At 72.5% G+C, this 25,904-nt stretch carries 28 protein-coding genes; 11 read left to right on the top strand and 17 right to left on the bottom strand.

Annotated features, from left to right (window positions below):
• The first annotated feature begins 129 nt into the window (after positions 1–129).
• The 4 genes from AB0B85_RS18190 to AB0B85_RS18175 all read left to right on the top strand — a co-directional run bounded on the left by AB0B85_RS18190 (position 130) and on the right by AB0B85_RS18175 (position 3,935).
• Positions 130–1,116 carry an RDD family protein gene (locus AB0B85_RS18190; protein ID WP_357408635.1) on the top strand — a complete coding sequence of 329 codons (987 nt, stop codon included), beginning with the start codon at positions 130–132 and terminating at the stop codon, positions 1,114–1,116.
• On the top strand, positions 1,113–2,216 hold the full coding sequence (gene hisC, locus AB0B85_RS18185) for a histidinol-phosphate transaminase (RefSeq protein WP_357408633.1): 1,104 nt from the start codon (positions 1,113–1,115) through the stop codon (positions 2,214–2,216). Before AB0B85_RS18190 ends, hisC begins: the two co-directional genes overlap by 4 nt.
• 122 nt (positions 2,217–2,338) lie before the next feature.
• The gene (locus AB0B85_RS18180) at positions 2,339–2,893 is read left to right on the top strand and encodes a hypothetical protein (protein ID WP_357408631.1); all 555 of its coding nucleotides are present in this window, start codon (positions 2,339–2,341) and stop codon (positions 2,891–2,893) included.
• A 160-nt stretch (positions 2,894–3,053) separates the two neighbouring features.
• Positions 3,054–3,935, top strand: a complete 882-nt coding sequence (locus AB0B85_RS18175) for a hypothetical protein (protein WP_357408629.1) — start codon at positions 3,054–3,056, stop codon at positions 3,933–3,935.
• Between the two features lie 22 nt (positions 3,936–3,957).
• On the opposite strand, the gene AB0B85_RS18170 is transcribed toward AB0B85_RS18175, so the two are convergent.
• The 6 genes from AB0B85_RS18170 to AB0B85_RS18145 all read right to left on the bottom strand — a co-directional run bounded on the left by AB0B85_RS18170 (position 3,958) and on the right by AB0B85_RS18145 (position 8,854).
• Positions 3,958–4,329 (bottom strand): LPXTG cell wall anchor domain-containing protein, encoded by a 372-nt coding sequence (locus AB0B85_RS18170; RefSeq protein ID WP_357408627.1) that lies wholly within the window; start codon positions 4,327–4,329, stop codon positions 3,958–3,960.
• A gap of 102 nt (positions 4,330–4,431) precedes the next feature.
• Complete coding sequence (locus tag AB0B85_RS18165; protein WP_357408624.1) at positions 4,432–5,688, bottom strand: PQQ-binding-like beta-propeller repeat protein; 1,257 nt, start codon at positions 5,686–5,688, stop codon at positions 4,432–4,434.
• Between the two features lie 96 nt (positions 5,689–5,784).
• Entirely contained in the window at positions 5,785–6,264 is a 480-nt protein-coding gene (locus AB0B85_RS18160; protein WP_357408622.1) for an SRPBCC family protein, read from the bottom strand.
• A gap of 143 nt (positions 6,265–6,407) precedes the next feature.
• Complete coding sequence (locus tag AB0B85_RS18155; RefSeq protein ID WP_357408620.1) at positions 6,408–6,617, bottom strand: DUF397 domain-containing protein; 210 nt, start codon at positions 6,615–6,617, stop codon at positions 6,408–6,410.
• A 174-nt stretch (positions 6,618–6,791) separates the two neighbouring features.
• Positions 6,792–7,988, bottom strand: a complete 1,197-nt coding sequence (fahA, locus tag AB0B85_RS18150) for a fumarylacetoacetase (RefSeq protein WP_357408618.1) — start codon at positions 7,986–7,988, stop codon at positions 6,792–6,794.
• Positions 7,985–8,854, bottom strand: a complete 870-nt coding sequence (locus AB0B85_RS18145; protein WP_357408616.1) for a hypothetical protein — start codon at positions 8,852–8,854, stop codon at positions 7,985–7,987. The genes fahA and AB0B85_RS18145 overlap by 4 nt, the downstream gene beginning before the upstream one ends.
• 94 nt (positions 8,855–8,948) lie before the next feature.
• Here AB0B85_RS18145 and AB0B85_RS18140 point away from each other — a divergent pair, with 94 nt between their 5' ends.
• On the top strand, positions 8,949–10,115 hold the full coding sequence (locus tag AB0B85_RS18140) for a cupin domain-containing protein (RefSeq protein WP_357408614.1): 1,167 nt from the start codon (positions 8,949–8,951) through the stop codon (positions 10,113–10,115).
• Between the two features lie 136 nt (positions 10,116–10,251).
• On the opposite strand, the gene AB0B85_RS18135 is transcribed toward AB0B85_RS18140, so the two are convergent.
• From AB0B85_RS18135 to AB0B85_RS18120, 4 genes are read right to left on the bottom strand one after another with little or no spacing between them, the layout of a single operon-like run.
• Positions 10,252–11,280 carry a tetratricopeptide repeat protein gene (locus tag AB0B85_RS18135; protein ID WP_357408612.1) on the bottom strand — a complete coding sequence of 343 codons (1,029 nt, stop codon included), beginning with the start codon at positions 11,278–11,280 and terminating at the stop codon, positions 10,252–10,254.
• A gap of 10 nt (positions 11,281–11,290) precedes the next feature.
• Positions 11,291–11,776 carry a 2-C-methyl-D-erythritol 2,4-cyclodiphosphate synthase gene (gene ispF / locus AB0B85_RS18130; RefSeq protein WP_357408798.1) on the bottom strand — a complete coding sequence of 162 codons (486 nt, stop codon included), beginning with the start codon at positions 11,774–11,776 and terminating at the stop codon, positions 11,291–11,293.
• 13 nt (positions 11,777–11,789) lie between these two features.
• Entirely contained in the window at positions 11,790–12,485 is a 696-nt protein-coding gene (ispD, locus tag AB0B85_RS18125; RefSeq protein ID WP_357408610.1) for a 2-C-methyl-D-erythritol 4-phosphate cytidylyltransferase, read from the bottom strand.
• 55 nt (positions 12,486–12,540) lie between these two features.
• Complete coding sequence (locus AB0B85_RS18120; protein ID WP_007073334.1) at positions 12,541–13,026, bottom strand: CarD family transcriptional regulator; 486 nt, start codon at positions 13,024–13,026, stop codon at positions 12,541–12,543.
• Between the two features lie 328 nt (positions 13,027–13,354).
• Between AB0B85_RS18120 and AB0B85_RS18115 the strand changes: the two genes are divergently transcribed.
• Positions 13,355–14,041, top strand: a complete 687-nt coding sequence (locus tag AB0B85_RS18115) for a hypothetical protein (protein WP_357408608.1) — start codon at positions 13,355–13,357, stop codon at positions 14,039–14,041.
• A gap of 25 nt (positions 14,042–14,066) precedes the next feature.
• Here the strand turns inward: AB0B85_RS18115 and AB0B85_RS18110 are convergent, their stop codons facing one another.
• The 4 genes from AB0B85_RS18110 to AB0B85_RS18095 all read right to left on the bottom strand — a co-directional run bounded on the left by AB0B85_RS18110 (position 14,067) and on the right by AB0B85_RS18095 (position 17,860).
• Entirely contained in the window at positions 14,067–14,702 is a 636-nt protein-coding gene (locus AB0B85_RS18110) for a hypothetical protein (protein ID WP_357408606.1), read from the bottom strand.
• A gap of 32 nt (positions 14,703–14,734) precedes the next feature.
• Positions 14,735–15,784 carry a type III polyketide synthase gene (locus tag AB0B85_RS18105; protein ID WP_357408604.1) on the bottom strand — a complete coding sequence of 350 codons (1,050 nt, stop codon included), beginning with the start codon at positions 15,782–15,784 and terminating at the stop codon, positions 14,735–14,737.
• 94 nt (positions 15,785–15,878) lie between these two features.
• Positions 15,879–17,045, bottom strand: a complete 1,167-nt coding sequence (locus AB0B85_RS18100) for an acyl-CoA dehydrogenase family protein (RefSeq protein WP_357408602.1) — start codon at positions 17,043–17,045, stop codon at positions 15,879–15,881.
• Between the two features lie 44 nt (positions 17,046–17,089).
• Positions 17,090–17,860, bottom strand: a complete 771-nt coding sequence (locus AB0B85_RS18095; protein ID WP_357408600.1) for a methyltransferase domain-containing protein — start codon at positions 17,858–17,860, stop codon at positions 17,090–17,092.
• Positions 17,861–17,905: 45 nt separating this feature from the next.
• On the opposite strand from AB0B85_RS18095, the gene AB0B85_RS18090 reads away from it, so the two are divergent.
• The 4 genes from AB0B85_RS18090 (at position 17,906) to disA (ending at position 22,544) form a co-directional block, all read left to right on the top strand.
• On the top strand, positions 17,906–18,745 hold the full coding sequence (locus AB0B85_RS18090) for a UbiA family prenyltransferase (RefSeq protein WP_357408598.1): 840 nt from the start codon (positions 17,906–17,908) through the stop codon (positions 18,743–18,745).
• Between the two features lie 141 nt (positions 18,746–18,886).
• Positions 18,887–19,684 (top strand): hypothetical protein, encoded by a 798-nt coding sequence (locus tag AB0B85_RS18085; protein ID WP_357408596.1) that lies wholly within the window; start codon positions 18,887–18,889, stop codon positions 19,682–19,684.
• Between the two features lie 85 nt (positions 19,685–19,769).
• On the top strand, positions 19,770–21,227 hold the full coding sequence (gene radA, locus AB0B85_RS18080) for a DNA repair protein RadA (protein WP_357408595.1): 1,458 nt from the start codon (positions 19,770–19,772) through the stop codon (positions 21,225–21,227).
• Between the two features lie 132 nt (positions 21,228–21,359).
• On the top strand, positions 21,360–22,544 hold the full coding sequence (gene disA / locus AB0B85_RS18075) for a DNA integrity scanning diadenylate cyclase DisA (protein ID WP_145778622.1): 1,185 nt from the start codon (positions 21,360–21,362) through the stop codon (positions 22,542–22,544).
• A 6-nt stretch (positions 22,545–22,550) separates the two neighbouring features.
• Here disA and AB0B85_RS18070 read toward each other — a convergent pair whose 3' ends face one another.
• The 3 genes from AB0B85_RS18070 to AB0B85_RS18060 all read right to left on the bottom strand — a co-directional run bounded on the left by AB0B85_RS18070 (position 22,551) and on the right by AB0B85_RS18060 (position 24,494).
• Positions 22,551–23,282 (bottom strand): hypothetical protein, encoded by a 732-nt coding sequence (locus AB0B85_RS18070; protein ID WP_357408592.1) that lies wholly within the window; start codon positions 23,280–23,282, stop codon positions 22,551–22,553.
• A gap of 118 nt (positions 23,283–23,400) precedes the next feature.
• Positions 23,401–23,967: a peptide deformylase gene (locus tag AB0B85_RS18065; protein WP_357408796.1), complete on the bottom strand. Its 567-nt coding sequence runs from the start codon at positions 23,965–23,967 to the stop codon at positions 23,401–23,403.
• 14 nt (positions 23,968–23,981) lie between these two features.
• Positions 23,982–24,494 carry an ACT domain-containing protein gene (locus tag AB0B85_RS18060; RefSeq protein ID WP_357408590.1) on the bottom strand — a complete coding sequence of 171 codons (513 nt, stop codon included), beginning with the start codon at positions 24,492–24,494 and terminating at the stop codon, positions 23,982–23,984.
• A gap of 96 nt (positions 24,495–24,590) precedes the next feature.
• On the opposite strand from AB0B85_RS18060, the gene AB0B85_RS18055 reads away from it, so the two are divergent.
• Positions 24,591–25,502, top strand: coding sequence for an A/G-specific adenine glycosylase (locus AB0B85_RS18055; RefSeq protein ID WP_357408588.1), 912 nt, complete (start codon positions 24,591–24,593; stop codon positions 25,500–25,502).
• Positions 25,503–25,904: the final 402 nt, after the last annotated feature.

The following is a 25,904-nucleotide window of genomic DNA, read 5'->3' as shown; positions in this document are numbered from 1 at the left end:
TCAGAAGCGTGGCGCCTCGCGCCGTCGCGCAGCGAAGCGGAGCGGCGGCGTGAGCGAGCGCAGCGAGCGAACCAGCAGGCTCAGAAGCGTGGCGCCTCGCGCCGTCGCGCAGCGAAGCGGAGCGGCGGCGTGAGCGTTCAACCCGGTTGGTACGTGGATCCGGCCGACACCGACACCCGGCGTTACTGGGACGGCGAGGGTTGGCTCGGCGCGCCCATCCCCGTCGATGCCATCCCGCCGGACGGCCCACCGCCGGTCGAGCCGCCGCCCGCGCCGGTCACCCCGGCCGCGCCCACCGGCACCGTCGCTCCGACAACAGTCGTCCCCAACGGGCCGCCGCACCAGGGCCCACCACCGGGGTACGGCCCACAGCCGGGCCACGGCCCGGGCTGGGGTCCGGCTGCGGGCCCGCCTGGTTGGGGTCCGCAGGGCAGTCCGCCGGGCTGGGTGCCCACGGCTGGCCAACCTGGCTGGGTGCCCCCGCCCGGTCAGCCCGGCTGGCCGATGCGAGCACCCGAGCCACGACCGCACGGCCTGGTGTTGGCCGGCTACGGCCGCCGGCTGGTTGCTCGACTCATCGATTTCGGCATCGTCTTCGCACTGAACATCGTGGCCAACGGCTGGTTCGTCTGGCGCTGGGCACAGGAGTGGGCCCCGTACTGGCAGGAAATCCTCCGGCGGGCGCGGCGGGGCGAAACCTCGGCCGAGGGCCTGCCGTTGCCAAGCGAGCGGGCCGACGCGCTCCTGCTGGTGATCCTGTTGGTCGCCACAGCGCTCTGGTTGGCGTACGAGGTGCCGGCCATGGCCGCCAACGGGCAGACCGTCGGCAAGCGGCTGATGCGGATCCGGGCGGTGCCGATCGCCGCCGACCAGCCGCTGGGCATGGCTCGGTCGCTGAGCCGGTGGAGCACGCTGGGTCTGCCGACTCTGCTGTGGTACTGCGCCGGGATCGGTCTGGTGCTGCAACTTGTCGACGCCCTCTCCCCGCTCTTCGACCACCCGCTGCGGCAGGCGCTGCACGACAAGCGTGCGCAGACGGTCGTCGTCGAAGTTCCGCACCAGCTCGCTTCCACCCCCTCGAACGACCGTAACCAGCCCCCGGGAGACACCCCATGACCGAATCCGGACGTCACCAGCCGGCGCTGCGGCTGACCCGCGCCGACCTGGACGCGCTGCCCAGCTACGTGCCGGGGCGCAGTCCCGCCGACCTGGCTCGGGAGCTGGGTCTGCCGGAGGCCATCAAGTTGGCAAGCAACGAGGTGCCGTTCGGGCCGCTGCCGGGCGTGGTGGAGGCGGTCACCGAGGCGATCACCACCTCGCACCGTTACCCGGACATGGGCGTGGTCGCGCTGCGTGACGCACTTGCCGAGCGGTACGGGGTGGACGCCGAGCGGATCGCCACGGGTTGCGGTTCGGTGGCGCTCGCCGAGCACCTGGTGCGGGCCACCTGCCTGCCCGGTGACGAGGTGCTCTACTCGTGGCGGTCCTTCGAGGCGTACCCGATCATCGTGGCGACAAGCGGCGCGACAAGCGTGCGGGTGCCCAACGACGCCGGGCACGGGCACGACCTGGCGGCGATGGCAGCGGCGGTGACCGACCGGACCCGGGTGATCTTCGTCTGCAACCCGAACAATCCCACGGGTACGGCGGTGCGCCGGGCCGAGTTGGATCGGTTCCTCGACGCGGTGCCGGACGACGTGCTTGTGGTGATCGACGAGGCGTACCGGGAGTTCGTCACCGACCCGGAGGTGCCGGACGGTCTCGACTACCTGGACCGGCCGAACGTGGCGGTGCTGCGCACGCTCTCCAAGGCGTGGGGTCTGGCCGGTCTGCGGATGGGCTGGCTGGTCGCCCAGCCGGTGGTGGCCGCGGCCATCCGCAAGGTGGCGACCCCGTTCTCCAGCAGCACCGCTGCCCAGGCCGGGGCGCTCGCCGCGCTCACCCAGGTGACCGAGATGGAGCGCCGTTGCGCCCTGGTCGTCGCTGAGCGGGACCGGGTCGGCGAGGCGCTGCGCAAGTGGGTGCCCGAGGTGCCGGCGAGCCAGGCCAACTTCGTCTGGTTGCCGCTGGGTGAGCGGTCGGTGGCGTTCGGCAGGGCGTGCGAGGCACGCGGTGTGATCGTGCGACCGTTCGCCGGGGACGGCGTCCGGGTCACCATCGGCACCTCGGCCGAGAACGACGCGTTCCTGGCCGTTGCGGAGTCGGCGCTGAATTGACCCAGATGGGGCTATAAGCTCTGTTTGTCCGCTTCTGCGTAGTTCGCTGCCCTATCTTCCGAAGTAGCCGGTTGCCACGAGAAATCACACCGGCTCACTTCGAGAAGACGGGGTAACAAACAGTGCGTACTGCCAAGATCTGCCTTACCGGCGCAGCCGCCGCGGCGATGGTGGGTTTCCTCGCCACACCGGCCATCGCCGCGCCAACCGACACCACCACCGCGACATTCGAGGTGCTTGCCGGCACCCTCGACATCGACGCGCCGGCCACCGCCGACCTTGGCACCGGCGCGCCCGGTGGCACCATCACCGGCCAGCTCGGCGCGGTCACGGTCACCGATTCCCGGGGTGCGGCGGACGCCTCCTGGGCGGCCACGGTGACCGCCTCGGTCTTCCAGACCGGCGGTGGCAGCCCGCCCGAGACGGTCCTCCCGTCCGAGATCGACTACTGGTCCGGTCCGGCGACGGCGACCACTGGCGACGGCACCTTCACGCCGGGTCAGCTCACCTCCGGTGACGCCGCGCCGCTGGACAGCGTCACCCCGCTCACGGCGTTCACCCACTCGGGCGGCACGGGCGGCAACACGGCGACCTGGAACCCCACCCTGATCGTCCACGTGCCGCTGGACAGCATCGCGGGCGTCTACACCGGGACGGTGACGCATTCGGTGGCCTAGCCGCCGGGGCCGGTCGACCGTCGCGGTCGCGCTGGCGCTGCTCTGCCTCGCCGGTCCGGGTCTGTCGACCCGGGCCGGCGCGGCCGAGCCGGACGCCGACGATCGCCTCGGAATCCGGCTGCTGGAGGCGCCGAACAATCGCCGCGACGACCCCCGGGCGTTGCGCTACATCGTTGATCACCTGCCGCCGGGCACCACCGTCAAACGGCAACTGCTGATCAACAATCGCACCGACCAGGCCCGCCGCATCGACGTGTATCCGGCGGCGGCGACGCTTGAAGATTCGAAGTTCAAGTTCGGTGAGGGTCGCGCGGCAAACGAACTGACCTCCTGGATCACCCTCGACAGCCCCGTCGTGGAGGTGGAACCGGGAGGCGAGGCTCGGGTCCGGGCGACCATCACGGTGCCGCCGGCTGCCTCGCGTGGCGAGCGGTACGGGGTGATCTGGGCGTCCGCCACCTCCGCGCCGCGCTCCGACGGGGAGGTCATCCAGATCCACCGGGTCGGCGTCCGGGTCTACCTCGACATCGGGCCCGGTGGCGAACCGATCTCCGACTTCTCCATCGGTGAACTCCGCCCGGCCCGCGGCCCGACCGGCGAGCCCTCGGTGACCGCCCAGGTCACCAATACCGGCGAGCGCGCCATCGACCTCACCGGCTCGGTCACCCTCACCGACGGACCAGCCGGCAGCCGAGCCGGCCCGTTCCAGGTCGGGCAGGGCGTCACGCTACCGCCGGGTGGCTCCGGGCAGGTCATCGCCCGGCTACCCGTCGAGTTGCCGAACGGACCCTGGAAGATCGAGGTGAACCTGGAGAGCGGGCTGGTGAAGCGCAGCGTCAGCGCGCAGATCCAGTTTCCCGACCCCGGCCAGGTCGGCAAGCGGGGCAGTGTCATCTCCCGGATGACGTCCGGCTGGACGGTGGCGGCGGCCATCGGGGGTCTGCTGCTCCTCTCCGGCCTCGCGGTGCTGACCCGTCGTTACCGTCAGTCCCCTCGACCCCCCACCGGCAGGCCGCGGGAGCGGGTCCCGGCCGGACGCTGACGGCACATCGGCAGCCGCTCCGTCAGACCCGACTACGGCGGGTGGCGAACCCACCGACTATCAGCAGGGTCACGCCCAGTCCGATGAGCAGCAGCGTCGACCCGCCGGACCCGGTGACCGGCAGTCCACCACCGTGGCTGGGCGTGGGCTGAGGCGGCGCTGGCGTGGGTTGCGTGGGAGTGGGCGTGGGTGGGGGCTGGGTAGGCGTGGGGGTCGGAGACGCCGGCAGGATCTCGAAGGTGACGCCGGTGTCGGCCGACGGCGCGACCCGGACGGCGCCGAACGCATGCGCCGCCGCCGGATCGGCGTTGAGCACCTGCGGAACCGCAAGTGCGAGGCTCGCCGCAGCGGCCAGTGCGCCGCCCACGAGGTAGTTGGCTGCTGCCCTGCCCATGCGCCGGACCCCTTCCCGAGGAAACCTGAACCGTGAAAAACATACCTTTTCGCAACAAAGGGTATGGACGGTTCGGTTCTGCGGGTGTCGGAGACGCCACGATCAGGTGGCGGCCAGAATCACCGCCTCCGCCGTCAGGTAGTAGCGCCTGTCGTCGCCGGCGGGGTCGACCGGACTGCGGAGTCGTTCCACAGCGACGTAGCCGCTCCCGGCCCCCACCGCCCCGGGCGACCAACCCGTCCCGTCCCGGCCGACGTTCAGCGAGAAGCGGGACAGCTGCGTACCGGTCACCGGGTCCAGCGTCACCAGGTCGTTGGCCTCGGTGAGCAGATGCACCCGGCCGGGCTGGGTGGCCAGCACCCGGGCCGCACCGATATCCGCGCGCCGCCACAGCTCAGCGCCGGTACGCACCGACCGACCCACCGCCACCCCGTCGAGCACCACCACGGCCTGCTCACCCACCACAGTGGCACCGGCCGGGTCGAGCGCGGGGGCGGCGACCGGCTCGCCTCCGCCCACCAACCACCCCCGGCCGGCCGCGTCGCCAGGTCCCGCCGTGCGCAGGGCCGGGCAGTCCGACCGGCCGGTACGACAACCGAGCGGAGTCACCACCAACTCGTCCGACCCGCCCGGCGGTCGCCACCGTTCGCGCACCGCGCCGGTCGCCGCGTCCCGGAACTCGACAGTCGCCGGCCCGGCACACCGGTCCAGGCCGATCAGCTGTCCATCGGCGGTGGTGCCGACGTCGCTACGACACCCGCCGGGCAGCTCGACCCGCCACAACTGCCGACCGCCGCTCACCTCGACCCCGCGCGCCTCGGCGGCTCCGCTCACCACCACCACGGTGCGGCCGTCCGCGAGGTTGCTCAGGTGCAACCCGCGCGGATCCCAGACGATGGCCGCGCCGGTACGCCGCGCCACCGCCTCCTGCTCGGTGGGCTCCGGGCCGTCGGCCCGCCAGAGCACCCGACCGGTCGGGGCGTCGAGCGCGACAAGTCGCCCGTCGGACCAACGACTGACAACGGTGCGGCCGCTGGCCACCACTCCGGTCAACTCCGCCGGCCAGCGCCGGTACGACCAGTACGGGGTGGTCCGGTGCCGCCCGTCGACCGGCCGATCGGCGTAGACCTGGCGGTGCGCCGCGTACACCCGCAGTCGCCCGTCCACGATCAGCGGGGCGGCCGGCAGGCGACCGACCACACCGTCGGCCGGTTGGGCCGCTTGCGGATACTCGGCTCGGGCCACGGTGCTCACCTCGGCCGGCGCGAGCACCCGGTGCACGATGACCGCGACAGCCGCGGTCGCGAGCAGCGCCGCGACAGCCATCGCGAGCCGTCGTCGGCCCGTCGGGATCCCCATGCCGCACCTCCGCCCGGCACCCTACCCAGCGGAACCGGCCGGACCCCGCGCAGGTCGCGGCGACCAACCGGAGCGGCGGCGTTGATCGGCCGGCGCTCAGGCGGCTTCGACGGAGCCGGCACCGGCCGCCACGGCCAGGTCAGCGAGGTCGCGCCCGAGCGCCACCTCGACCGCCCGCGCGGCGAGGCCGCCGAGCAGCAGCGCCACCACCCGACCGTACGGGGCGGTCGGCACGGCCTCGTGGGTGACGGTGACCGCCGTGCAGCCCCGACGGCGCCGCTGGACCTGTCGCAGAGTCCAGGTGATCCGGTAGTCCACGCCGGCACCCGAGGAACAGAGCACCAACCGGTGCGGGGCGACCGCCTCCACCACCAGGAACTCTTCGAAGAGGGTGCCGCCGCCGGGCTGGGCGCGCTCCTCGCGCCAGGCGGTGCCCGGCCCGAAGGGACCCGGGGTGAGCACCGCGATCGGGCCGGCGGCGGTCAGTCGGGCCGACCGGCCGGGCAGGTCGGTCAGCAGACCCCAGACATCGACAGCGTGCGCCTCGATGAACCTGGTAACCGCCACCGTCGACATGCCCGCCTCCCGTGTCCCCGACGGTACGCGGAGTGAGGGCCGGACGGGGCCTCCGGGACGGAATTTCCACCACCCGGAGGCCACTCTGTCCGATTGGACGGCTGCTCGGCACCGGGCGTCGCCGACCGGTGCCGATGCTCCGGTCAGTGTTCGAAGCGACCGGCCCGGATCGCGCCGATGAAGGCTGTCCACCCCGGCGGGCTGACCGCGAGTGTGGGGCCGGACTGGTCCTTGGAGTCGCGGACCGCGACCAGACCATGGACATCTACCAGGTTGTCCGCCACTTCCACGCAGAGCCCCTGGTCGTTGGAACGGCTACTGGTACGCCATACCGCGCCGGCAAGATCGTGCATCGTCGTTACCTCCGTGTGCGATGGGCGCCCCACCGCTGGCAGCCGGGTTGACCCCGGCTCGGATCGCGCGGCGGGGCAACGGGATCCGGACGATCAACGGGTCAACCACTGCCGGTTATCGCACGGGCTGTGCGATAACCGGTCCCGTGCACGAGACGGATGGAATGCGACAGCTCAGTTGGCCGGACGAATGGTGCCGCTCACCTCGCCCAGGGCGATGGTGGTGCCGTCCGGGCCCGGAGCGGTGGCGGTGATGGTCACCGTGTCGCCGTCGGCGAGGAAGGTGCGGCTCTCGTCGCCCACCGTGACCGGCTCGGCCCCACCCCAGCTCAGCTCCAGGAACGAGCCGACCTGCGCCCGCTCCGGGCCGGAGACGGTGCCGGAGGCGTACAGGTCCCCGGTGCGCAGTGCCGCGCCGTTGACGGTGAGGTGGGCCAACTGCTGTGCCGGCGTCCAGTACATGGTGGCGAACGGCGGCTCGCTGACCAGCTTGCCGTTCCACAGCACGGCCAACTGGAGGTCCAGACCCAGGTGCGGCACGTCGCGGAGGTATTCGACAACCGGTGGGTCCTGCTCGGGGGCCGGTACGAAGGCGTCGCCGAGCGCGTCGAGCGGCGTCACCCAGGCCGAGACCGAGGTGGCGAACGACTTGCCGAGGAACGGGCCGAGCGGCTGGTATTCCCAGGCCTGGATGTCCCGGGCCGACCAGTCGTTGACGAGCACCACCCCGAAGACGTGGTCGGCGAAGTCGTCGACCGACACCCGATCGCCCAACCGGCTGGGTACGCCCACCACGAAGCCGACCTCGGCCTCGATGTCGAGGCGTACCGACGGACCGGTGACCGGGCCCTCGGCGGAGGCACGCTGGCCGGTCGGCCGGGTCACCGGCGTGCCGGAGACCACCACAGTGCCGGCCCGCCCGTGGTAGCCGATCGGCAGGTGCTTCCAGTTCGGCAGCAGCGCCGGCTGGCCGGGGCGGAAGATCTGCCCGACGTTCGACGCGTGGTGCTCGGATGAGTAGAAGTCGACGTAGTCGGCCACCTCGATCGGGAGCACCAGCTCCACGTCGTCGAGCGGCACCAGCATCGGCTCCACGTCGGCCCGGTGCGTCGGGTCGGTGAGCAGTTCGGTGATCCGCTGCCGCACCGCGAGCCACTGCGGGCGGCCCAGCGCCATGAACTCGTTGAGGGTGGGTCGGCACAACGCTCCGGCGGCAAGCACCAGCTCCGCGGTCTCGGCCGCGGCCAGGTCGAACACCCACGACCCGATCCGTACGCCGATCCGCGGCCCATCCCCGTCGCGCCGGAAGACCCCGTACGGCAGGTTCGTCACCCCGTACGGCGAGCCGTCAACGCCGGTCACCCAGGTCATGCGTCGTAGCCCCCGTTCACCAGCCCCAGCCGGATCAGATCGGTAAGTGGTTCGAGGATGCTGCACGAGCCGAAGCCGACCCAGAGTGGCCGGGGTTCGTGCAGCCGTGCCGTCGCGCGCTCCAACAGGGGGCGCGGGTCGAGCGCGCTCAGTAACTCGGCGACCCGGCCCATGCTCTCGCCGTCGGCGGCTGCGAGCGTCGCGGCCAGCACGTTGGCGTACCCGTGGTGGGTGATGCCGGTTTCCGGGTCGAGGTGCCGGACCGCCTGGTGCAGCCCGGCGGTGAGCTTGAACGGCAGGCCCCGGTCCCGGCAGGCGCAGATCACGGCGGCCAGCTCGGCCGGGGTGGGGAAGAGTTCGGCGGCCAGTCCGCCGGTGCGGAACTTCGCGGCGACCGGCACCCCGTCGGCCCGGGCGGCGACGAGCGCGTCGAGGGCGCCCATCAGCCCGAAGGTCAGTGGAAGCTCGGCGTACACGGCCGCGACGCCGGTCATGGCGTCGGTAAGTCGCAGCAGCTCGGCGATGCCGGGCAGGGGGTCCTCGCCCCGCTTGGCGACCGCCACCTCTACCTGCCGTGCGGTCACGCCGTCGGGTGCCAGGAACGACAGCGCGAACGGCAGGCGGGCGATGCCGGTGTCACCGATCACCCCGATCACCAGGCCCTCACCCGGGTCGACGAGACCACTCAGCTCCCCGGCCGCGACTGTGGAGGCGGGCACGAGCAGCGGGCCGACCAGGTCGGCGTACCAGGCGGTGCGGTGCCGGCGGTGGGCGGTCAGGGCGTCGGGCAGCGCGGCGCTGCCCGGAGGGAAGACGGCGGCGTCGTCCACCAGGCCGTGGAGGAGCGCGGGCACCTGCGTTGACACGGAACAAGAATGTACGGGACGCTACAAGGAACGGACAACAGCGTCCGATTATCGGACGCCTTCGGCCGGTGAACGGGACATATCGGGAGGCGAGATGCCGTACTACCGCAGCGTCGGCGAGGTGCCGCGCAAGCGCCACACCCAGTTCCGCCAGCCCGACGGCAGCCTCTACGCCGAGGAGCTGATGGGCCAGGAGGGCTTCTCCTCCGACTCGTCACTGCTCTACCACCGGCACGCGCCCACCGCGATCCTGGCCGCCGACGAGTTCACCCCACCCGCGTTCACCCGGGCCCCGAACCTGCCGCTCAAGCCCCGCCACCTGCGCACCCACAAGCTGGACACCGGCAGCGCCGACCCGATCCTCGGCCGGCAGTACCTGCTCGCCAACGACGACGTCCGGATCGGGTACGTGCTCGCCGACCGGCCCTCACCGCTGTTCCGCGACGCCACCGGCGACCACTGCCTCTACGTCGAGTCGGGCACCCTGCGGGTCGAATCCCCGTTCGGGGTGCTGGACGCGGTCGCCGGCGACTACGTCGTCATCCCCACCTCGACCATCCACCGGCTGGTGCCCACCGGCGACCAACCCGTCCGCCTGCTCACCGTCGAGGCCGCCGGCCACATCGGCCCACCCAAGCGTTACCTCTCCGTCCGCGGCCAGTTCCTTGAGCACTCGCCATACTGCGAACGCGACGTCCGCGGCCCGGACGCCCCGCTGCTCGTCGACGGCGAAGAGGCAGAGGTGCTGGTCCGCCACCGGCGTGGTTGGACCCGCTACGTCTACGCCAACCACCCGTTCGACGTGGTCGGCTGGGACGGCCACCTCTACCCGTGGGCGTTCTCCATCCACGACTTCGAGCCGATCACCGGCCGCATCCACCAGCCACCGCCGGTGCACCAGACCTTCCAGGGCCCCAACTTCGTCATCTGCTCGTTCGTGCCCCGCAAGGTCGACTACCACCCGCAGTCGATTCCGGTGCCGTACAACCACCACAACGTCGACTCCGACGAGATGCTCTTCTACACCGGCGGCAACTACGAGGCCCGCCGCGGCTCCGGCATCGAGCAGGGCTCGATCTCCCTGCACCCGTCCGGCTTCACCCACGGCCCCCAGCCGGGCGCCGCCGAGCGGTCCATCGGGGCCGACTACTTCGACGAGCTGGCCGTCATGGTCGACACCTTCCGCCCCCTGGATCTCTGCGACGCCGCCAGCGGCTGCGAGGACGAGGGATACGCCTGGACGTGGGCGCGTTCTGTGTAGTCGGCCTTTGGGGTTTCGCCGGAGCCCACCCGCTCTGGGCGGTCAGGCTTGATCCCGACGCGGGCGGGCTCCGGCGAAACCCCTGATCTGGTCGAGCTGCACGACGCTTGTTGATCTTTGGTGGTGCTGCCGGGGGTTAGCGGATCGCTGTTCTGGTGAAGACTGCGAACTCGGCTACCGCCGTGGTGGCGATGGCCAGCACCAGGGGCCAGGGGGAGCCGACCACCGCGTACACCAGCAGCAGCAGCGGCGCGGCGGCCACCGCGTAGACGGCCAGGGCGATCGCCCGGTCCGTGTGCAGCAGGGCCGGCAGGACGGTCCGGGTCAGCCCCGGCAACCGGGCCGCGAGCTGCCAGACGACGATCCCCCCGGTGAGCGCGGCGAGCACCGCCAACACCCGGGAGAACCCGTCGTTCGCCGAGGCCGCGACGGCCACCAGCACCGCCGCCGCCAGCGACCAACCCGCGCCGTAGAGCACCAGGCGGTGCAGGCCGTGCGCGAGCGTGCGCGGCGAGTCGATGCGGCTCGGGGAGATCGCGACGGTCTCGGCGACGTGCGCCAATGCCTGCGACCAGCGGCGCTGCTCCAACCGCAGGACACCCACATCCTGGCTGGCCTCGGCGACGCGCGGGTCGAGCCGCAACGCCTCCCGGTAGGCCCGCTCGGCAAGGTCGAACAGGTTCAGCCGGGCGGCGACCAGGCTGAGCACCAGGTGCGCCTGCGGCTGTTCCGGTGCCAGTTCGACGCCACGCCAGGCCGCGTTCAGCGCTGGCTGGCCGTTACGGGCGTCGGCCAGCAGCGCCGCCGCATTCCACTGGGCGTACGCGTCCGCCGGGCCGAGGGCGAGGATCCGGTCGGCGGTGGCCGCCGACTCGGAATATCGCTCCAGGTCGGCCAGCGCCATGCCCCTGGCGACCAGCGGCGGGAGGGCCTCGGGTACGGCCGCCACGGCCGTGTCCGCGACGGCGAGCGCCTCGGCGGGGCGGCCGGCCGCCAGGTGCACCCGGGCCAGCGCGGTGAGGGCGTCCACGTCGTCCGGTCGTAGGGCCAACCCGTAGGTCAATTCCCCGGCCGCCTCGTCGTGGCGCCCGAGTTCGGCAAGGAGCTGGGCCCGCTGGAGGTAGCCGTCGGCGGCGGAACGGTCGGGGGCTGGGTCGCTTGACATCGCGGCGAGCTTAGGTGGCCGGAGCGTCGTACACCAGGGCCACCGCGACGCCGGCGAGCCCCTCCTCGCGCCCGGCGAAGCCGAGCCCGTCGGTGGTCGCGGCGGAGACGGTGACCGGGGCACCGACGGCAGCGGAGAGCACCTCCTGGGCCTCTGCCCGGCGGCGGCCGATCTTCGGGCGGTTGCCGATGACCTGAACCGACACGTTGCCGATCTCCAGGCCACTCGCGCGCACCCGGCGGGCCGTCTCGGTGAGCAGCGCCACTCCGGAGGCACCGGCCCACTCCGGCTGGTCCACCCCGAAGGCGGAGCCGAGGTCACCGAGGCCGGCGGCGGAGAGCAGTGCGTTGCAGGCGGCGTGCGCGACCACGTCAGCGTCCGAGTGCCCGGCGAGGCCATCCTGGTCGGGCCAGAGCAGGCCCGCGACCCAGCAGGGTCGGCCCGGCTCGAACGCGTGGACGTCGGTGCCGATGGCCACCCGGGGAACGATCATGATCAGAGGGTACGCGTCAACTGGAGCCGGCAAGCAGGTGCTCGGCCAGCGCCAGGTCGAACGGCCGGGTGATTTTCACTGCGTACTCCGATCCCGGCACGCAACTCACAGCGACGCCCTGCTTCTCGACAAGCCCGGCGTCGTCGGTGAGGGGGTCGCCGGCCGCGGCGTGCGCGGCGATGAGCACGGCCCGGCGGAAACCCTGCGGGGTCTGCACCGCGCGCAGTGCGGAGCGGTCGACGGTGCCGAGCACCACCTCGTCGGCATCCACCTCCTTGATGGTGTCGACGACCGGCAGCACCGGGATCACCGCGTCGCGCCCGTCACGAACTGCCGCAGCGACGGATTCGACGAGCTCAGGTGGGGTGAGCGCGCGGGCGGCGTCGTGCACCAGGACGATCGTCGGGCCGGCGGGCACCGCGGCCAGCGCGGCGGCCACCGATGCCTGCCGCTCCGCGCCGCCGGCCACCACGATCACCGGTGCGACCGGGGCCAGCAGCTCGCGGACGGCAGGCACGTCGGCGACCGGCGCGGCCACCACGATCGTGTGCACCGACGGCGCGGCGGCCAGTCGACGCACGGCATGCACGAGCAGTGGTTCGCCGGCGAGCAGGCGCAACGCCTTGGGTCGGCCGGGGCCGAGCCGTACGCCGGCACCCGCCGCAGGCACGAGGACCGCGACGTCACCGCGCGGATTGAGCTGCGCGGTCACGTCGCGGTCCTCGGTGGTTTCTTCGCTACTTGGTAAGACGACGATGCTCTACGGACTAGGCCTCGGTGAGGACCTTGTCGAGCAGCGTCTCCGCCTCATCCTTGGTGCTCTTCTCGGCCAGCGCGACCTCACCGACGAGAATGTCGCGGGCCTTGGCCAGCATCCGCTTCTCGCCCGCAGAGAGGCCCCGCTCCCGCTCCCGGCGCCACAGGTCACGAACGACCTCGGCGACCTTCAGCGGATTGCCGGACGCCAGCTTTTCCAAGTTGGCCTTGTAACGCCGCGACCAGTTGGTCGGCTCCTCGGTGTGCGGAGCCCGCAGGACGTCGAAGACCTTACCGAGGCCCTCTTCGCCGACCACCTCACGTACGCCCACGATCTCGGCGTTCTCGGCCGGCACCCGGACCGTCAGGTCACCCTGCGCGACCCTCAGGACGAGGTATTGCTTAGGCTCGCCCTTGATGACCCGAGTCTCGATTGCCTCGATGAGTGCGGCCCCGTGGTGGGGGTAAACAACGGTCTCGCCGACACTGAAAACCATAGGTTCGAAACCCCTTTCGCTGTGTCTAGGGTAACACGCTCAGGCACCGATGTCTCACCGATGTCCTGACCGTTGGCGCAGCTCAGGGGCCCTGTGAGAGGTCTTTCTTCAGCTTGACAGGCGGTCAAACCGATGGTTCGAACACGCTCCGTAACGTGCGGATGACTGCCCGGCACGGGTGAACAGAACGTCGAGATCAAGGGCTATGCGCTCCTCCCATGGTATCCCGGCCGGCGGTAGTGCGCCCAGGTGTAGCGGGAGGTGCCCCCGGTGCGGGACCCTGGAGACCGAGCCACACACCGCTCTCGAGCCCCGTCCAGGAGGTCCGATGGGCAAGCCGGATGCCGAAGGTCACGGGCCAGCCGACGGCCTGCCCGGCCTACCGCCCGAGTGGGGTCGCATCGTGGTCCCGGACGACGCCTCGGCGCTGGCCGACGAGGCCGCCCAGCTTCGTCGCGAACTGCGCCGCGCCACCGGCGACCACACTCGCCAGCTGACCCTGCCACTGCTGGTGCTGGTGGTCGCGTTACTCACCACGATGGCTGGCCTGGTCGCCGTCGCCTGGCCCCGCACCAGCCGGGGCACCGACCGTCCGACCCCGGCCCCGTACACGCCGCACGCGACCGTCGCCGGCCGGGCACTGCCCGCGCTGGACCTGGTCGACGCCGGCCAGGCGCCGGTGCCGCTGCGCGGCCTACTGCCCGCCATGATCATCTTGGTGGATGGCTGCCCCTGCCCCGAGCGGATCGCCGAGGCCACCACGGCGGCACCCCCGGGGGTCACGGTGATCACCGTCGCCGGAGGGCGGGCGATCGCGACAGCGCCACCGGGCGGCAGGGGTGTCCGGGCACTTGCCGACCCTGCCGGCGGACTGCGGTCGTTCCTCGGCCAACCGGTCCGTTCCGACACCCTGACCGCACTCCTTGTCGACCGCGCCGGCACCGTGACCCGGGTGCTGCCCGACCTGGGGACTGTCGACTCCTACCGGAACGACCTGATCGCCCTCGCCGGCTGACCGCCGCACGCGGGCACGGCCGGCCCTATCGGGGCAGGGCGACGAGTTGCGCCTCGACGTCGATCTCCCGCAACCCGACAGTCGACAACGTCACCCGGAACGGATTGCCGTGCGAGAGCACCTGGGCGCTGGTGGTCGTGCCGTCGCAGTCGATCTCGGACGGCCCGGCCAGCTCGGCATCGAAGAGGGTCACCGTCAGCGTGCCCGGCCTGGTGCACCGGTACTGCAACAAATGACGGGCGTCGCCACCCCCCGCCTGCCGGACGACGCGCTGCCCCGGCACGAGCACCGACTGCTCCCGCCAGATGGTGTCGCTGAACGGGGGCAGCTCACCCTGGAAGAAGAGCCAACTCGGATCACCCTCGATGTCGGTGATCATGCCGGTCGCCGGGTCGACCATCGCCCGCGGGGCGTCCAGCGCCCCGACGGTCCGGCCCGTCTCGGCATCGACCCGCGCCGTCACCTCGGCACTCCGGACCAGGGCGCGGTCCAGCTCGGTGCTGACGCTCGGTCGCACAGCAGGTGCGGTCGCCGCACCGGTCGGCCGGGCCGCCGGGGAGGGCGCGGCAGAGCGCCACCACCAGCCACCGGCGACCAGGACCGCCACCGCCGCGCCGAACAGCACCGCCGAGCGCAGTCGCTCGTCCGCCGTCGCATCCATCCACCAAGCGTACCGATCCCACAGGCGAATGGTTACGTCTGTCGATCGAGCAGGGCGGCGTAGAGGGTGAGGCCGGGGCCGAACGCCAGCATGACGATGCGGCGAGCCGCCGGCGTCGAGCGGCCCAACCGGTCCAGGATCAGCAACACTGTCGGCGACGAGCAGTTGCCATGCTCGTCGAGCGTCGCCCGGGACGCCGCCAGCCCCTGCGGGGGCAGGGCCAGCTCGCGCTCCACCACGTTGAGGATCCGCGGCCCGCCCGGATGCACCGCCCAACCGTCCACCTCGGAACTCGTGACGCCGTGCCGGGCCAACAGCTCGTCGACCAACCCGCGCACGTACCTCGACAGCACCTGCGGCACCTTCGGCGACAGGCCCATCCGGAAACCGGCATCGGTGACGTCCCAGGTCATGTGGTCGGCCGTCGAGGTGTCGGTGACCGAGGTGACCTCGCGTAACGCGTACCCCGGGCCGCCCGGCACGACCACGGCGGCGACCGCGGCGTCCGAGAAGAGAGCGTGCGAGACGATCTGCTGGGTGTCCACCCGGGCGCTCGACGGCTGGATGTGCAGGCTGGTCAGCTCCGCGCAGAGCAGCAGCGCCGGCCGCCCCCGCGCGGTGACGAAGTCACTCGCCGCGCCGAGCCCCGGCAGCGCCGCGTAACAGCCCATGTGACCGATGAACATCCGCTGGGTGTCCGCCGCCATGCCCAGGTCCCGGGCGAGCAGGATGTCCAGCCCCGGAGTGGCGTAGCCGGTGCAGGAGCAGACGATGAACAACCCGATGTCGCCGGCGCCCAACCCGGCGGCGGTCAACGCCCGGCCCACCGCCTCCTTGCCCAGCGGCAGCGCCTCCACCTGGTAGCGGCGCATCCGGCGCTCGGTCGGCCAGTCCGAGACATCCTCAAGCAGCGGATTGACAGCGGCCTGCCGCCGGGTCACCCCGGAGTTCGCGAAAATTCGTTGAGCCAACGACCGGGTGGTGCCGGAGAAGTGCCGGGAGAAGAAGCCCTCCCACAACTCGTCCTGCGAAGCGGACGGCGGCTGCGCAGTCCCGAGCCCCGCGATCACTGGTACGGACACGATCCCCACCTCTCGTCAGATGCTGTCCTCCCCCTGGCCGTCCCACCAGCCACCTCGGCTGGCCGATCTTTCCTACGAGCCCCGGACTGCCGGCTCACCAACGCGGTGCCGATCCGTCACGATCCGGGTCGCCGCCCAGCGCGGCGATGCCGAGCCAGTCGGCGCAGACGTCCGACGTGGCCGGGTGCAGCGAACCGCAGCGGGCATCCCGGTAGAGCCGCTCCAACGGGTGCCCACGACGGGTAGCCGAGGTGCCCGCCGCCTCCAGCACCGACGCCGCCACCTCGGCGGCCGTGCTGCCGGCAAGCAGCTTCGCCCGCCACACCCAGCGGTTCGTCTCCGCGTCGCCCGGCGCCTCGTCCACCCGACGGGCCGCCTCGGCGACGACCAACTGCGCGGCGGCCGTCGCCGCGTCCGCCCGACCCAGTCGGGCCCGCACCGCCGGCAGGCCGGTCAACCGGCGCTTGTTGAGATGCTCGGCGGCCGCGTCGATCGCCGCCCGTGCCACCCCCACGTAGACGGCCGCATAGCTGGCCACCAGCCAGTGCGGCATCAACTGGGCGACCACCAACGCCAGACCCTCGACCCCGCCGAGCAGCCGGTCCGTGGGCACCGTGACGTCCAGGTGCAAGTCGTGCGAGGAGGTGGCGCGCATGCCGAGCGAATCCCAGGTCGGCTCCACGGTCAGGCCGTCACCGGCCGGCACCAGGAACTGCGAGACCACCGACTGGTCGGCCACGCTGCGGGCCGCCACCAGATAACCGTCGGCGTGCCCGGCACCGGAACAGAAGGTCTTGCTGCCCTTGAGATGCCAGCCCTCGTCGGTGGCCTCGTAGACAGTGCTCAGCTGGGACAACCGGGCGCCGGCCGCCCGCTCGCTCATCGCGACCGCGTACCAGGAGCCCGCCGCGGCGGCGGTGAGCAGGCGGTCCCGGGCGGTCAGCGCCTCGTCCGGGACGCCCAACGCCTCGGCCAACTCCTCGGTGACAGCGCCCAGCGCCCCGGTCACGGAGGCGTGCATGTTGAACACGAGTGCGGTCGCCCCGTTGCCCCGGGCAAGCTCGGTGGCCACCGCGGCGTACTCGGCGAAGGTCGCCCCCATGCCGCCGAGCGCGCGGGGGACGAGCAACCCGAACAGGCCGGCCTCCCGCAGATCAGCGAAGTCGTCCACCGGAAAGGAACCGTCCCGGTCGTGCTCTGCGGCCCGCGCGGCGAACCGCGGCGCCAACCGGCGGGCAGCCTCAAGCGCGTGCACCGTCATGTCGCCTCCATCCTCACCAGTGCCGTACCCCGCCACGGGCCGGACTATCCGTTTCGGACCCCCCACCCCTGGTAGAGCACCGCGGTGGAGCGGGTCGGCACGATGCGCGGATCGCGGCCGGCCGACGTCGTGCCCGCCCGGCCCGCGCGGGCTCGCCGCAACAACCAGCGGACCAGGCCGCCCACCTGCGGACGGACGCCGCGCACCCGCAGGTCGACGCCGTGCCGGGCGCACTCGGCAACCAACGCCCGGGCGTCCACGAACAACTGTGGATCGTGGATGCCGCGCGGCACCGTCGGCAGCCGCTCGGCGATCCGGACCGCGACGAGCCGGGCCAGTGCGGTGTCGTTGAGGGTGTCGAGCACCAACAGGCCGCCCGGACGCAGCAGCCGGCACGCCTCGGCGACCACAAGCGGCCAGGCCGGCACATGCTCCAGCAACTCACCGGCGGAGACCACGTCGGCGCAACCGTCCGGAAGTGGGACGGCTGTCGCGTCACCCTGGACCGCGCGCACGCCGTGCTCGGCGGCCTGCAGCAGTGCCGAGCGGGTCAGGTCCACCCCGACGTGGCGGTAGCCCTTGCCCGCCAGGTGCGGCGCGAGCAGGCCGGCACCGCACCCCAGGTCGACGAGCACCTCGTCGGGGCGGGTCGCCGGTGGCACCAGCGCCGCGCGGGCCGCAGCCAGCCAGTGCAGCATCGCGAACGCGCCATCCGGCCGCCACCACTCACCGGCCAGGTCGTCGTACTGGCGCGGGTCGTTCCGCGGCAGCACCCGGGGGCCGGTGGACGCCGCCGACGCGGCCACGTCTCGCATGGCACGAGAGTGGCACGACTGCTCGGTAACGACCAGACTTCCGTTATGTCGCCGAGGGTGTTAGGGCTGGTCAGGGCGAGCCACCCGGAACCGGCCGCGGCGGTGACCGCGGTCGCCGGCCTGCTGGCGTGGGGGGTGGGCCACCAGCCGTCCGGAATCGCCTCGGTGGTGCTCGCGGTGCTGGCCAGCCAGCTCGCCGTGGGCTGGACCAACGACGCACTTGACGCCGAGCGGGACGCCACGGTGGGGCGTACCGACAAACCGGTCGCCGCCGGCGCGGTCGGCCGGCGCACCACGGCCTGGGCCGCGGCGGCGGCCGCGGTGGCCTGTCCGTTGCTGGCACTCACCACGAACCCGACGGCGGCGTTCTGGTTGACCCTCGCCCTGGTCTCGGCGCTGCTCTACGACTGGCCGCTCAAGGCCACCGCCTTCTCGGTGCTGCCGTACGCCGTCTCCTTCGGCGCGCTGCCCGCCTTCGTGGTGCTCGCGTTGCCCGGTCAGCCGACCCCACCCGCCTGGCTGCTGGTGGCGGCGGCCTGCCTGGGGGCGGGCGCGCACTTCGCCAACGTGCTGCCCGACCTAGCCGACGACGCCCGGACCGGTGTGCGCGGCCTGCCACATCGGCTGGGGTCCGCCGGGAGCCGGGCGGCGGCGGCCGGTCTGCTCCTCGCGGCGACCGCGACCCTGGTCCTCGGACCACCCGGGCCGCCGTCGGCCATCGGGCTGGCCGCGGTCGGCACGGCCGCCGTGGTGCCGGCACTGAGCTGGTACGCCGGACGCTCGGCGGTCCGGGCCGGCCGGCGGCCGGTGGCGGCCTTCCGGGCGGTCATGCTGGTGGCCCTGATCGACGTGGTCCTGCTGGTGGCGAGCGGTCGGGTGGTGTGAGCGGCACCCGGCCAGGTGGCATTGCCGGGTCCGCGTGCGGGCCTCGATCAGCCCCAACTACCCTGGAGCGCGGTCTGCGCGGGTATGGCCACCGTGCCCGGCCCTGCGGCCCGGGTGGGGATTGTGACGAGGAGGACCGACGTGACGCGCTCGATCAGGGGATCCCGGCGGGCGGCCCTGTTGCTGTCCGGGATTGCGGCAACCGGCCTGCTGGCATCGGGATGCGGCACCGGTCAGATCGCCGAGACCGCGTTGAAAGAGCCGTCGGTCCAGGGCGTCAGCCTCACCACCAGCAACGGTTCCTTCTCGGTGCGGGGCCTGTTCGTGGACTACCCGGGCACCGAGGGCTACCGGGCCGGCCAGGACGCTCCGCTGAACGTCGTGATCTACAACGACTCCAAGCAGACGGTCACCGTCACCGTCACCACCGAGAGCGCTCGCGAGGTGCGGATCAGCGGCGGCTCGGCCAGCCCGGCGCCGTCCGCCTCGGAGTCCGCCTCGGCCAGCGCGTCGCCGTCCGGCAGCGCGTCGCCGTCCGGCTCGCAGAGCCCGTCGACCCCCACGTCCCGCTCGGCCAGCCCGTCGGCGACCCCGTCCGAGACCGGGTCGTCCTCGGCCACGCCGTCCGCCCCGGAGTCGGCGCGGGCGTCGGGCTCGGCCAGCCCGGCCGCGCCCGGGCAGTTGGCCCGGATCGAGCTGGCTCCGCTCAGCTACATCCAGCTCAACTCCGAGGCCACCTCGCAGCTGCGGCTGATCGGCCTGACCGAGGCGCTGCGCTCCGGCCAGAACGTCTCGGTGACCTTCGACTTCGGCAACGGCAACACGGTGACCGGCCAGGCGCCGATCGCGGTGCCGCTGACCCCCGCCGCGCCGCCCTCGCCGATCATCGAGCGTGAGGGCGGTTACGAGGGCGACGAGGGCGGCACGACCCACGAGTGACCCGACCCCCGTATCGACAGACGCCCCGGCGTGGTGACCACCACGCCGGGGTGTTTTCGTCGTACGAGAGGGCTAGCGTCCTGATGTGACCACCTCCCGATCGACCCCTTCGCGTGGCGGCACTGCCGGTGCCGCCCGTGGCCGGTCCGCCGCCCGCGAGCCGCGCCCGGCCTACGAGTGCGACGCGTGCGGGCACCAGCCGCCCAAGTGGGTGGGGCGCTGCCCGGAGTGCGGCGAGTGGGGCGCGGTGGTGGAGAGCACGCTGACCGGCCCGACCGTTTCCGGTCGGGTGGTGAGTTCCCGGATGCCGGCCGAGCCGGCCCGGCCGATCGCCACCATCAGCGCCGCCCCGGCCCGCGCACGTCCCACCGGGGTGAGTGAGCTCGACCGGGTGCTCGGCGGTGGCCTGGTGCCCGGTGCCGTGGTGCTGCTCGCCGGCGAGCCCGGTGTGGGCAAGTCGACACTGCTGCTGGACGTGGCCCAGCAGTGGGCGGTCGGCTCCGGCAGCCCCTCGCTCGTGGTGAGCGGGGAAGAGTCGGTAAGCCAGGTGCGGCTGCGCGCCGAACGGATGGGCACCCTGCACGACCAGCTCTACCTCGCGGCGGAGAGCGACCTGGCGTCGGTGCTCGGTCACCTCGACGCGGTCAAGCCGGGCCTGCTGGTGCTCGACTCGGTGCAGACCATCTCGACCACCGGCACCGAGGGGGTGCCCGGTGGGGTGACCCAGGTGCGCGCGGTCACCGCCGCGCTGGTCTCGGTCGCCAAGGAGCGGGGCATCGCCACCGTGCTGGTCGGGCACGTCACCAAGGACGGCCAGGTGGCCGGGCCTCGGGTGCTGGAGCACCTGGTCGACGTGGTGCTGCACTTCGAGGGCGACAAGCACTCCTCACTGCGCCTGGTGCGCGGCGTGAAGAACAGGTTCGGCGCGGCCGACGAGGTGGGCTGCTTCGAGATGCACGAGGGCGGCATCAGCAGCCTGGCCGACCCGTCCGGGCTGTTCCTGACCAGGTACGCAGAACCGGTCCCGGGCACCTGCGTCACGGTGGCGATGGAGGGGCGGCGGGCCCTGGTCACCGAGGTGCAGGCGCTGATCGGCGCGACGGTGGCCGGCTCGCCCCGACGCACCGTCTCCGGTCTGGACTCGGCGCGACTGGCGATGGTGCTCGCGGTGCTGCAACGGCGCACCGAGCGGCTGACCCTGCACGACCGGGAGGTCTTCGCCGCCACCGTCGGCGGCATCCGGGTGGTGGAGCCGGCCGCGGACCTCGCTGTCGCGTTGGCGGTGGCCTCCGGCGGGCTCAACCTGGCCATCGCGCCGCACCTGGTGGCGATCGGCGAGGTGGGTCTGACCGGCGAGGTGCGTCGGGTCGGGGCGGTGCCCCGCCGGCTGGCCGAGGCGGCCCGGCTGGGGTTCAAGGTGGCCCTGGTGCCGCCCGGTTGCGGCCCGGCCAGCACCGGTGCCGGTCCCCAGCAGATGCGGGTGACCGAGGTCACGGACGTCCGTTCGGCGCTGCACCATGCGGCCCGCGCGTCCGCCGAGTGACCCGGCGTGCCGACGGGGGCGGCAAAACCGGACAGCAGGTCGCAAGCGGGAAACGGGTTGGAAGGGCCGCATCGTGACACATCACAGTAACCACGACAGCACCCACCGCACGGCAGTCCGTAGACTGTCTCCGTGCCGATCGACCGCGATACCACCAAGCCAGCCGGTGCGCCGCCCCAGGCCCGCACCGGTGCCGTGGGCTCGCCCGCCCGCCCGATCAGCGTGAGCGTGACGGCGGGAGCCGCCGGGAGCGCCGGGGACCCACTGCGTGCCAACCTCGCCCTGATGGCCCCCGGCACCGCCCTGCGCGACGGGTTGGAGCGCATCCTGCGCGGCCGCACGGGCGCGCTCATCGTGCTCGGCTACGACAAGGTCGTCGAGGGCCTGTGCACCGGCGGTTTCCCGCTTGACGTGGAGTTCTCCGCGACGCGGGTGCGCGAGCTGTGCAAGATGGACGGCGCTGTCGTGCTCTCCAGCGACGGCACCAGGATCGTCCGGGCGGCCGTGCACCTGATGCCCGACCCGTCCATCCCGACCGAAGAGTCCGGCACCCGGCACCGCACCGCCGAGCGGGTGGCCCGGCAGACCGGTTACCCGGTCATCTCGGTGAGCCAGTCCATGCGGATCATCAGCCTCTACGTCAACGGCCAACGGCACGTGCTCGACGACTCGGCGGCGATCCTCTCGCGCGCCAACCAGGCGCTCGCCACCCTGGAGCGCTACAAGCTCCGGCTCGACGAGGTCTCCGGCACGCTCTCCGCACTGGAGATCGAGGATCTCGTCACCGTGCGGGACGCGGTGGCAGTGGTGCAGCGCCTGGAGATGGTTCGCCGGATCGCCGACGAGATCGCCGGTTACGTTGTCGAGCTGGGCACCGACGGTCGTCTGCTGGCCCTCCAACTCGACGAACTGATGGCCGGCGTGGACGCCGACCGGACGCTTGTCATCCGGGACTACCTCCCGGTCGGTCGCAAGTCGCGGACCCTGGACGAGGCACTTGTCGAGCTGGACCTGCTCGGAGCCACCGAGTTGATCGATCTGGTGTCGGTGGCAAAGGCGATCGGCTACCCGGCCGCGTCCGACGCGTTGGACGCCGCGGTCAGCCCACGCGGCTTCCGGCTGCTGGCCAAGGTGCCGCGACTGCCGGTGGCGGTGGTCGACCGCCTGGTGGTGCACTTCGGCAGCCTGCAACGGCTGCTCGGCGCGACAGTCGAGGATCTACAGGCCGTCGAAGGGGTCGGTGACGCCCGGGCGCGTGGTGTCCGTGAGGGGCTGTCCCGGCTCGCCGAGGCGTCGATCCTGGAACGGTACGTCTGATCCGGCTCAGCCGGTGACGGTGAGCTTCACCGGCGCACTGAGCTTGGTGCCGACCCGGGCGAACACCTCGTACGTGCCCAGCGGCGGGAACGGCCCGGCGGCCAGCCCGCTGCCGTCGCACCGGCTGGTGTCCCGCCCGTTCCACGCCACCTCGTAGGAGCGCTCGAAGTTCGGGGTGAAGGACTGCACGTCCGAGCCCTGGACCTTGCCGCAGGTGTCCGAGGACCAGACCTTCTCGGCGCCGGACTTGATGAAGATCTCCTGCAGGTCGGCGCCGACGTTGCGGCTGCACGTCCGGTCCGACGTGTTCTTGATCTTGAGTTCCAGGTCGACCATCGCCCCGCGCTGGACCGAGGTCGGACGCGCCACCGAGACCACGCGGATCTCCGCGTCGGTGCAGGTGCCGTCGTCCACCGAACCGCCCACCGCGCCCGGCGGAGGCTCGTTGCTGGTGATCGCGGGGCTCGGGTTCGCCGCACCCTGGTTCGTCCCGCCCGGATCCGCGGACGCGGACGGCGGTGGAGTCCCGGTCTGTGGTGTCAAAACCGGGTCGGCCGGACCTGTCGCCCCGGTGGGCGTGGCCGTCGGTGACCCGGCCGCCTTCGGGTCGTCGCCGGTGCGACCCGAGCCGGTGCAGGAGTAGAGCAGGACAATCAGGAAGAGAAGCCCCGCTCCAAGTACGACGACGCGACGCCGCCAGTACACGGCGGGTGGCAGGGGGCCGACCGTCAGACGCATGATGCCCCCCACCGTAGCCGCGCCGCACCCGCCAGCGCGGCGCGACGCGCCGGAGCCCCGCCGGGACGCCACCGCGACAGTCCACTCAGGACGGACAGGACGGCCGGCCGGCACCCGCTCAGAGGTAGACCTTGCGCTGATAGACAGCGTGCGCACCGGCCACCCGATCCAGAAAGAGCAGCCCCGCGCAGTGGTCGATCTCGTGCTGCAACGCCCGCGCCTCGAAGCCGTCGGTCACCAACCGGACCGGACCGCCGGTGCCCGGCAGGTCACCCTCGACCACCAGCCGGCTGGCCCGCTTCACATCACCGGTCAGGTCCGGCACCGACATGCAGCCCTCCCGGCCCGATTTCCACCGGGTCGCCTCCACCACCCGGGCATTGCACAACACGAAGGTCCCGTGCACCGTCACCGCCTTCGGGTGCCCGGTCACGTCCACGGCGAAGACCCGAGCACCCACCCCGACCTGCGGGGCGGCCAACCCCACACAGCCCGGCGAAACCCGCATCGTGGCGACCAGGTCGGCCGCGAGCTGAACCGTCTCGTCCGACGTCGGATCGACCTCGTCGGCGGCCCGACTCAACACCTGATGCGGGGCGGACAACACCGCCCGCACCGCACCCGCCACGACTAGCGCCTCCGGTGTCCAGCCGCCCAGACCCGCGTACGTCTCGGCTTCCGGCACGCGCTCCGCGCCGCTCACAGCAGATCCGGGTCCGCCGGCCGGAGCGTGACCTCCACGCCCAGGTCGGCAGCCGTCCGGTGCAGCCGGTCCACAAGTGCGTCGGCCACGCCGGCCGGCAACTCGACCTCGGCCAGCACCACGTAGAGCGAACCCGCCAACCGGGTGCTCAGGTCTGTGACATTTCCGCCGGCGTCGACAAGCACCCGGGTCATCGCCGCGACGATGCCCATCCGGTCCGAACCGTGCACCGCAAGCACGTACGGCTCACCCGCCGCGGGAACCTCACCGTCCGGAGTGACCGCGCGTACCGTCGCCAGTAGTTGACCCTCGGCGGCCAGCGGCGCCAGCGCGGCCTCAACCTCGGCGGCGGCCGGGCCGGTGCAGATCAGGGTCATCGCGAAATGCCCCCGCAGCCGGGTCATCGTGCTGTCGGTGAGGTTCGCGCCCAGTCGGGCCAGCACCTCGGCGACGTCGGCCACGATGCCTGGCCGGTCCCGACCGATGACGGTGATCGCGAGCTCGTTCATCCGCGCATTCTCTCCGATCCGGAGGACGCCGTCGGGACACCCCGCCCGAGCCGCCCACCCAGCGGGACCAACGCGCGTGACATCATCGACGACGCCATGACTCAACCCGATTTCGCCACCCAGGTCAGCCGATGGTTCCAACAACACGCCCGTGACCTCCCGTGGCGTGCACCGGGCACCAGCCCGTGGGCCGTCCTGGTAAGCGAGGTCATGCTCCAACAGACACCGGTTGTCCGGGTGCTGCCGGCCTGGCAGGCGTGGCTGGCCCGCTGGCCGGATCCGGCAGCGTTGGCGGAGGACACCCCCGCCGAGGCGATCCGGATGTGGGGACGCCTCGGCTACCCCCGTCGGGCGGTCCGGCTGCGGGAATGCGCGGTGGCGATCGTCGACCGGCACGGCGGTCAGGTGCCGGACCGCCTGGAGCAGCTGCTGGCCCTACCGGGAGTCGGCACGTACACGGCGCGGGCGGTGGCCGCATTCGCGTACGGGCAGCGACACCCGGTGGTCGACACCAACGTGCGTCGGGTGGTCTGCCGGGCGGTGGCCGGCGAACCGGACGCCGGACCGGTCACCCGGCCGGCCGACCTGGTCGCCACCGAAGAGCTGCTCCCGACGGAACCGGCCGCGGCAGCGCTGGCCAGCGCCGCGTTCATGGAACTGGGCGCGGTCGTCTGCACCGCCCGGTCTCCACGCTGCACGGCCTGCCCGGTCGAGTCGACCTGCGCGTGGCGGGCCTCCGGCCAGCAGGCTCCAACGGGACCGACGCGCCGACCCCAGCGGTACGCGGGCACCGACCGACAGGTACGTGGCCTCCTGCTCGGGGTGCTCCGGGAGGCCACCGGCCCGGTGCCGCACGCACGGCTGGACCAGGTCTGGACCGATGACGTCCAGCGCGCCCGAGCCCTGGCCGGCCTGGTGCAGGACGGGCTTGTCGAGCCGGCCGGCATCGATTCCTTCCGCCTCGCCGGCGACGGCCCGTCCATCCCCACCGCCGACCTGAGCACCTGAACCAACCCACCCCCTGCCCTGCCCTGCCCTGCCCTGCCCTGCCCTGCCCTGCCCAGCCCAGCCCAGCCCTGCCCAGCCCAGCCCAGCCCAGCCCTGCGCCGCCCAGCCCTGCCCTGCCCAGCCCTGCGCCGCCCGCAGGCCGCCCCGGGCCCCCCGCAGGCCGATCCGGCCCGCGCCGGGCAATCCAAGATCGCGCTCGATCCTGGAAGTAGTGGTCTCGCGCGCGCTGGAGGCCACTACTTCCAGGATGTTGCGTGATCTTGCGGTCGCAAGCCTTCGCCGGCGGGCGCGGCAGGCCGCGCGGCATGCCAACTCATGCGCGACGACGCTCGGGTTGGGGCGGTCGTCGGCGAAGAACGCGGGCCCGTAGACCGGGCGGGACTGGGTTTCCAGCGCGTACCC

The sequence above is a fragment of the Micromonospora sp. NPDC049044 genome (genome assembly GCF_040649215.1).
Classification (GTDB): domain Bacteria; phylum Actinomycetota; class Actinomycetes; order Mycobacteriales; family Micromonosporaceae; genus Micromonospora.
This window is presented reverse-complemented; position numbering and strand designations above follow the sequence as displayed.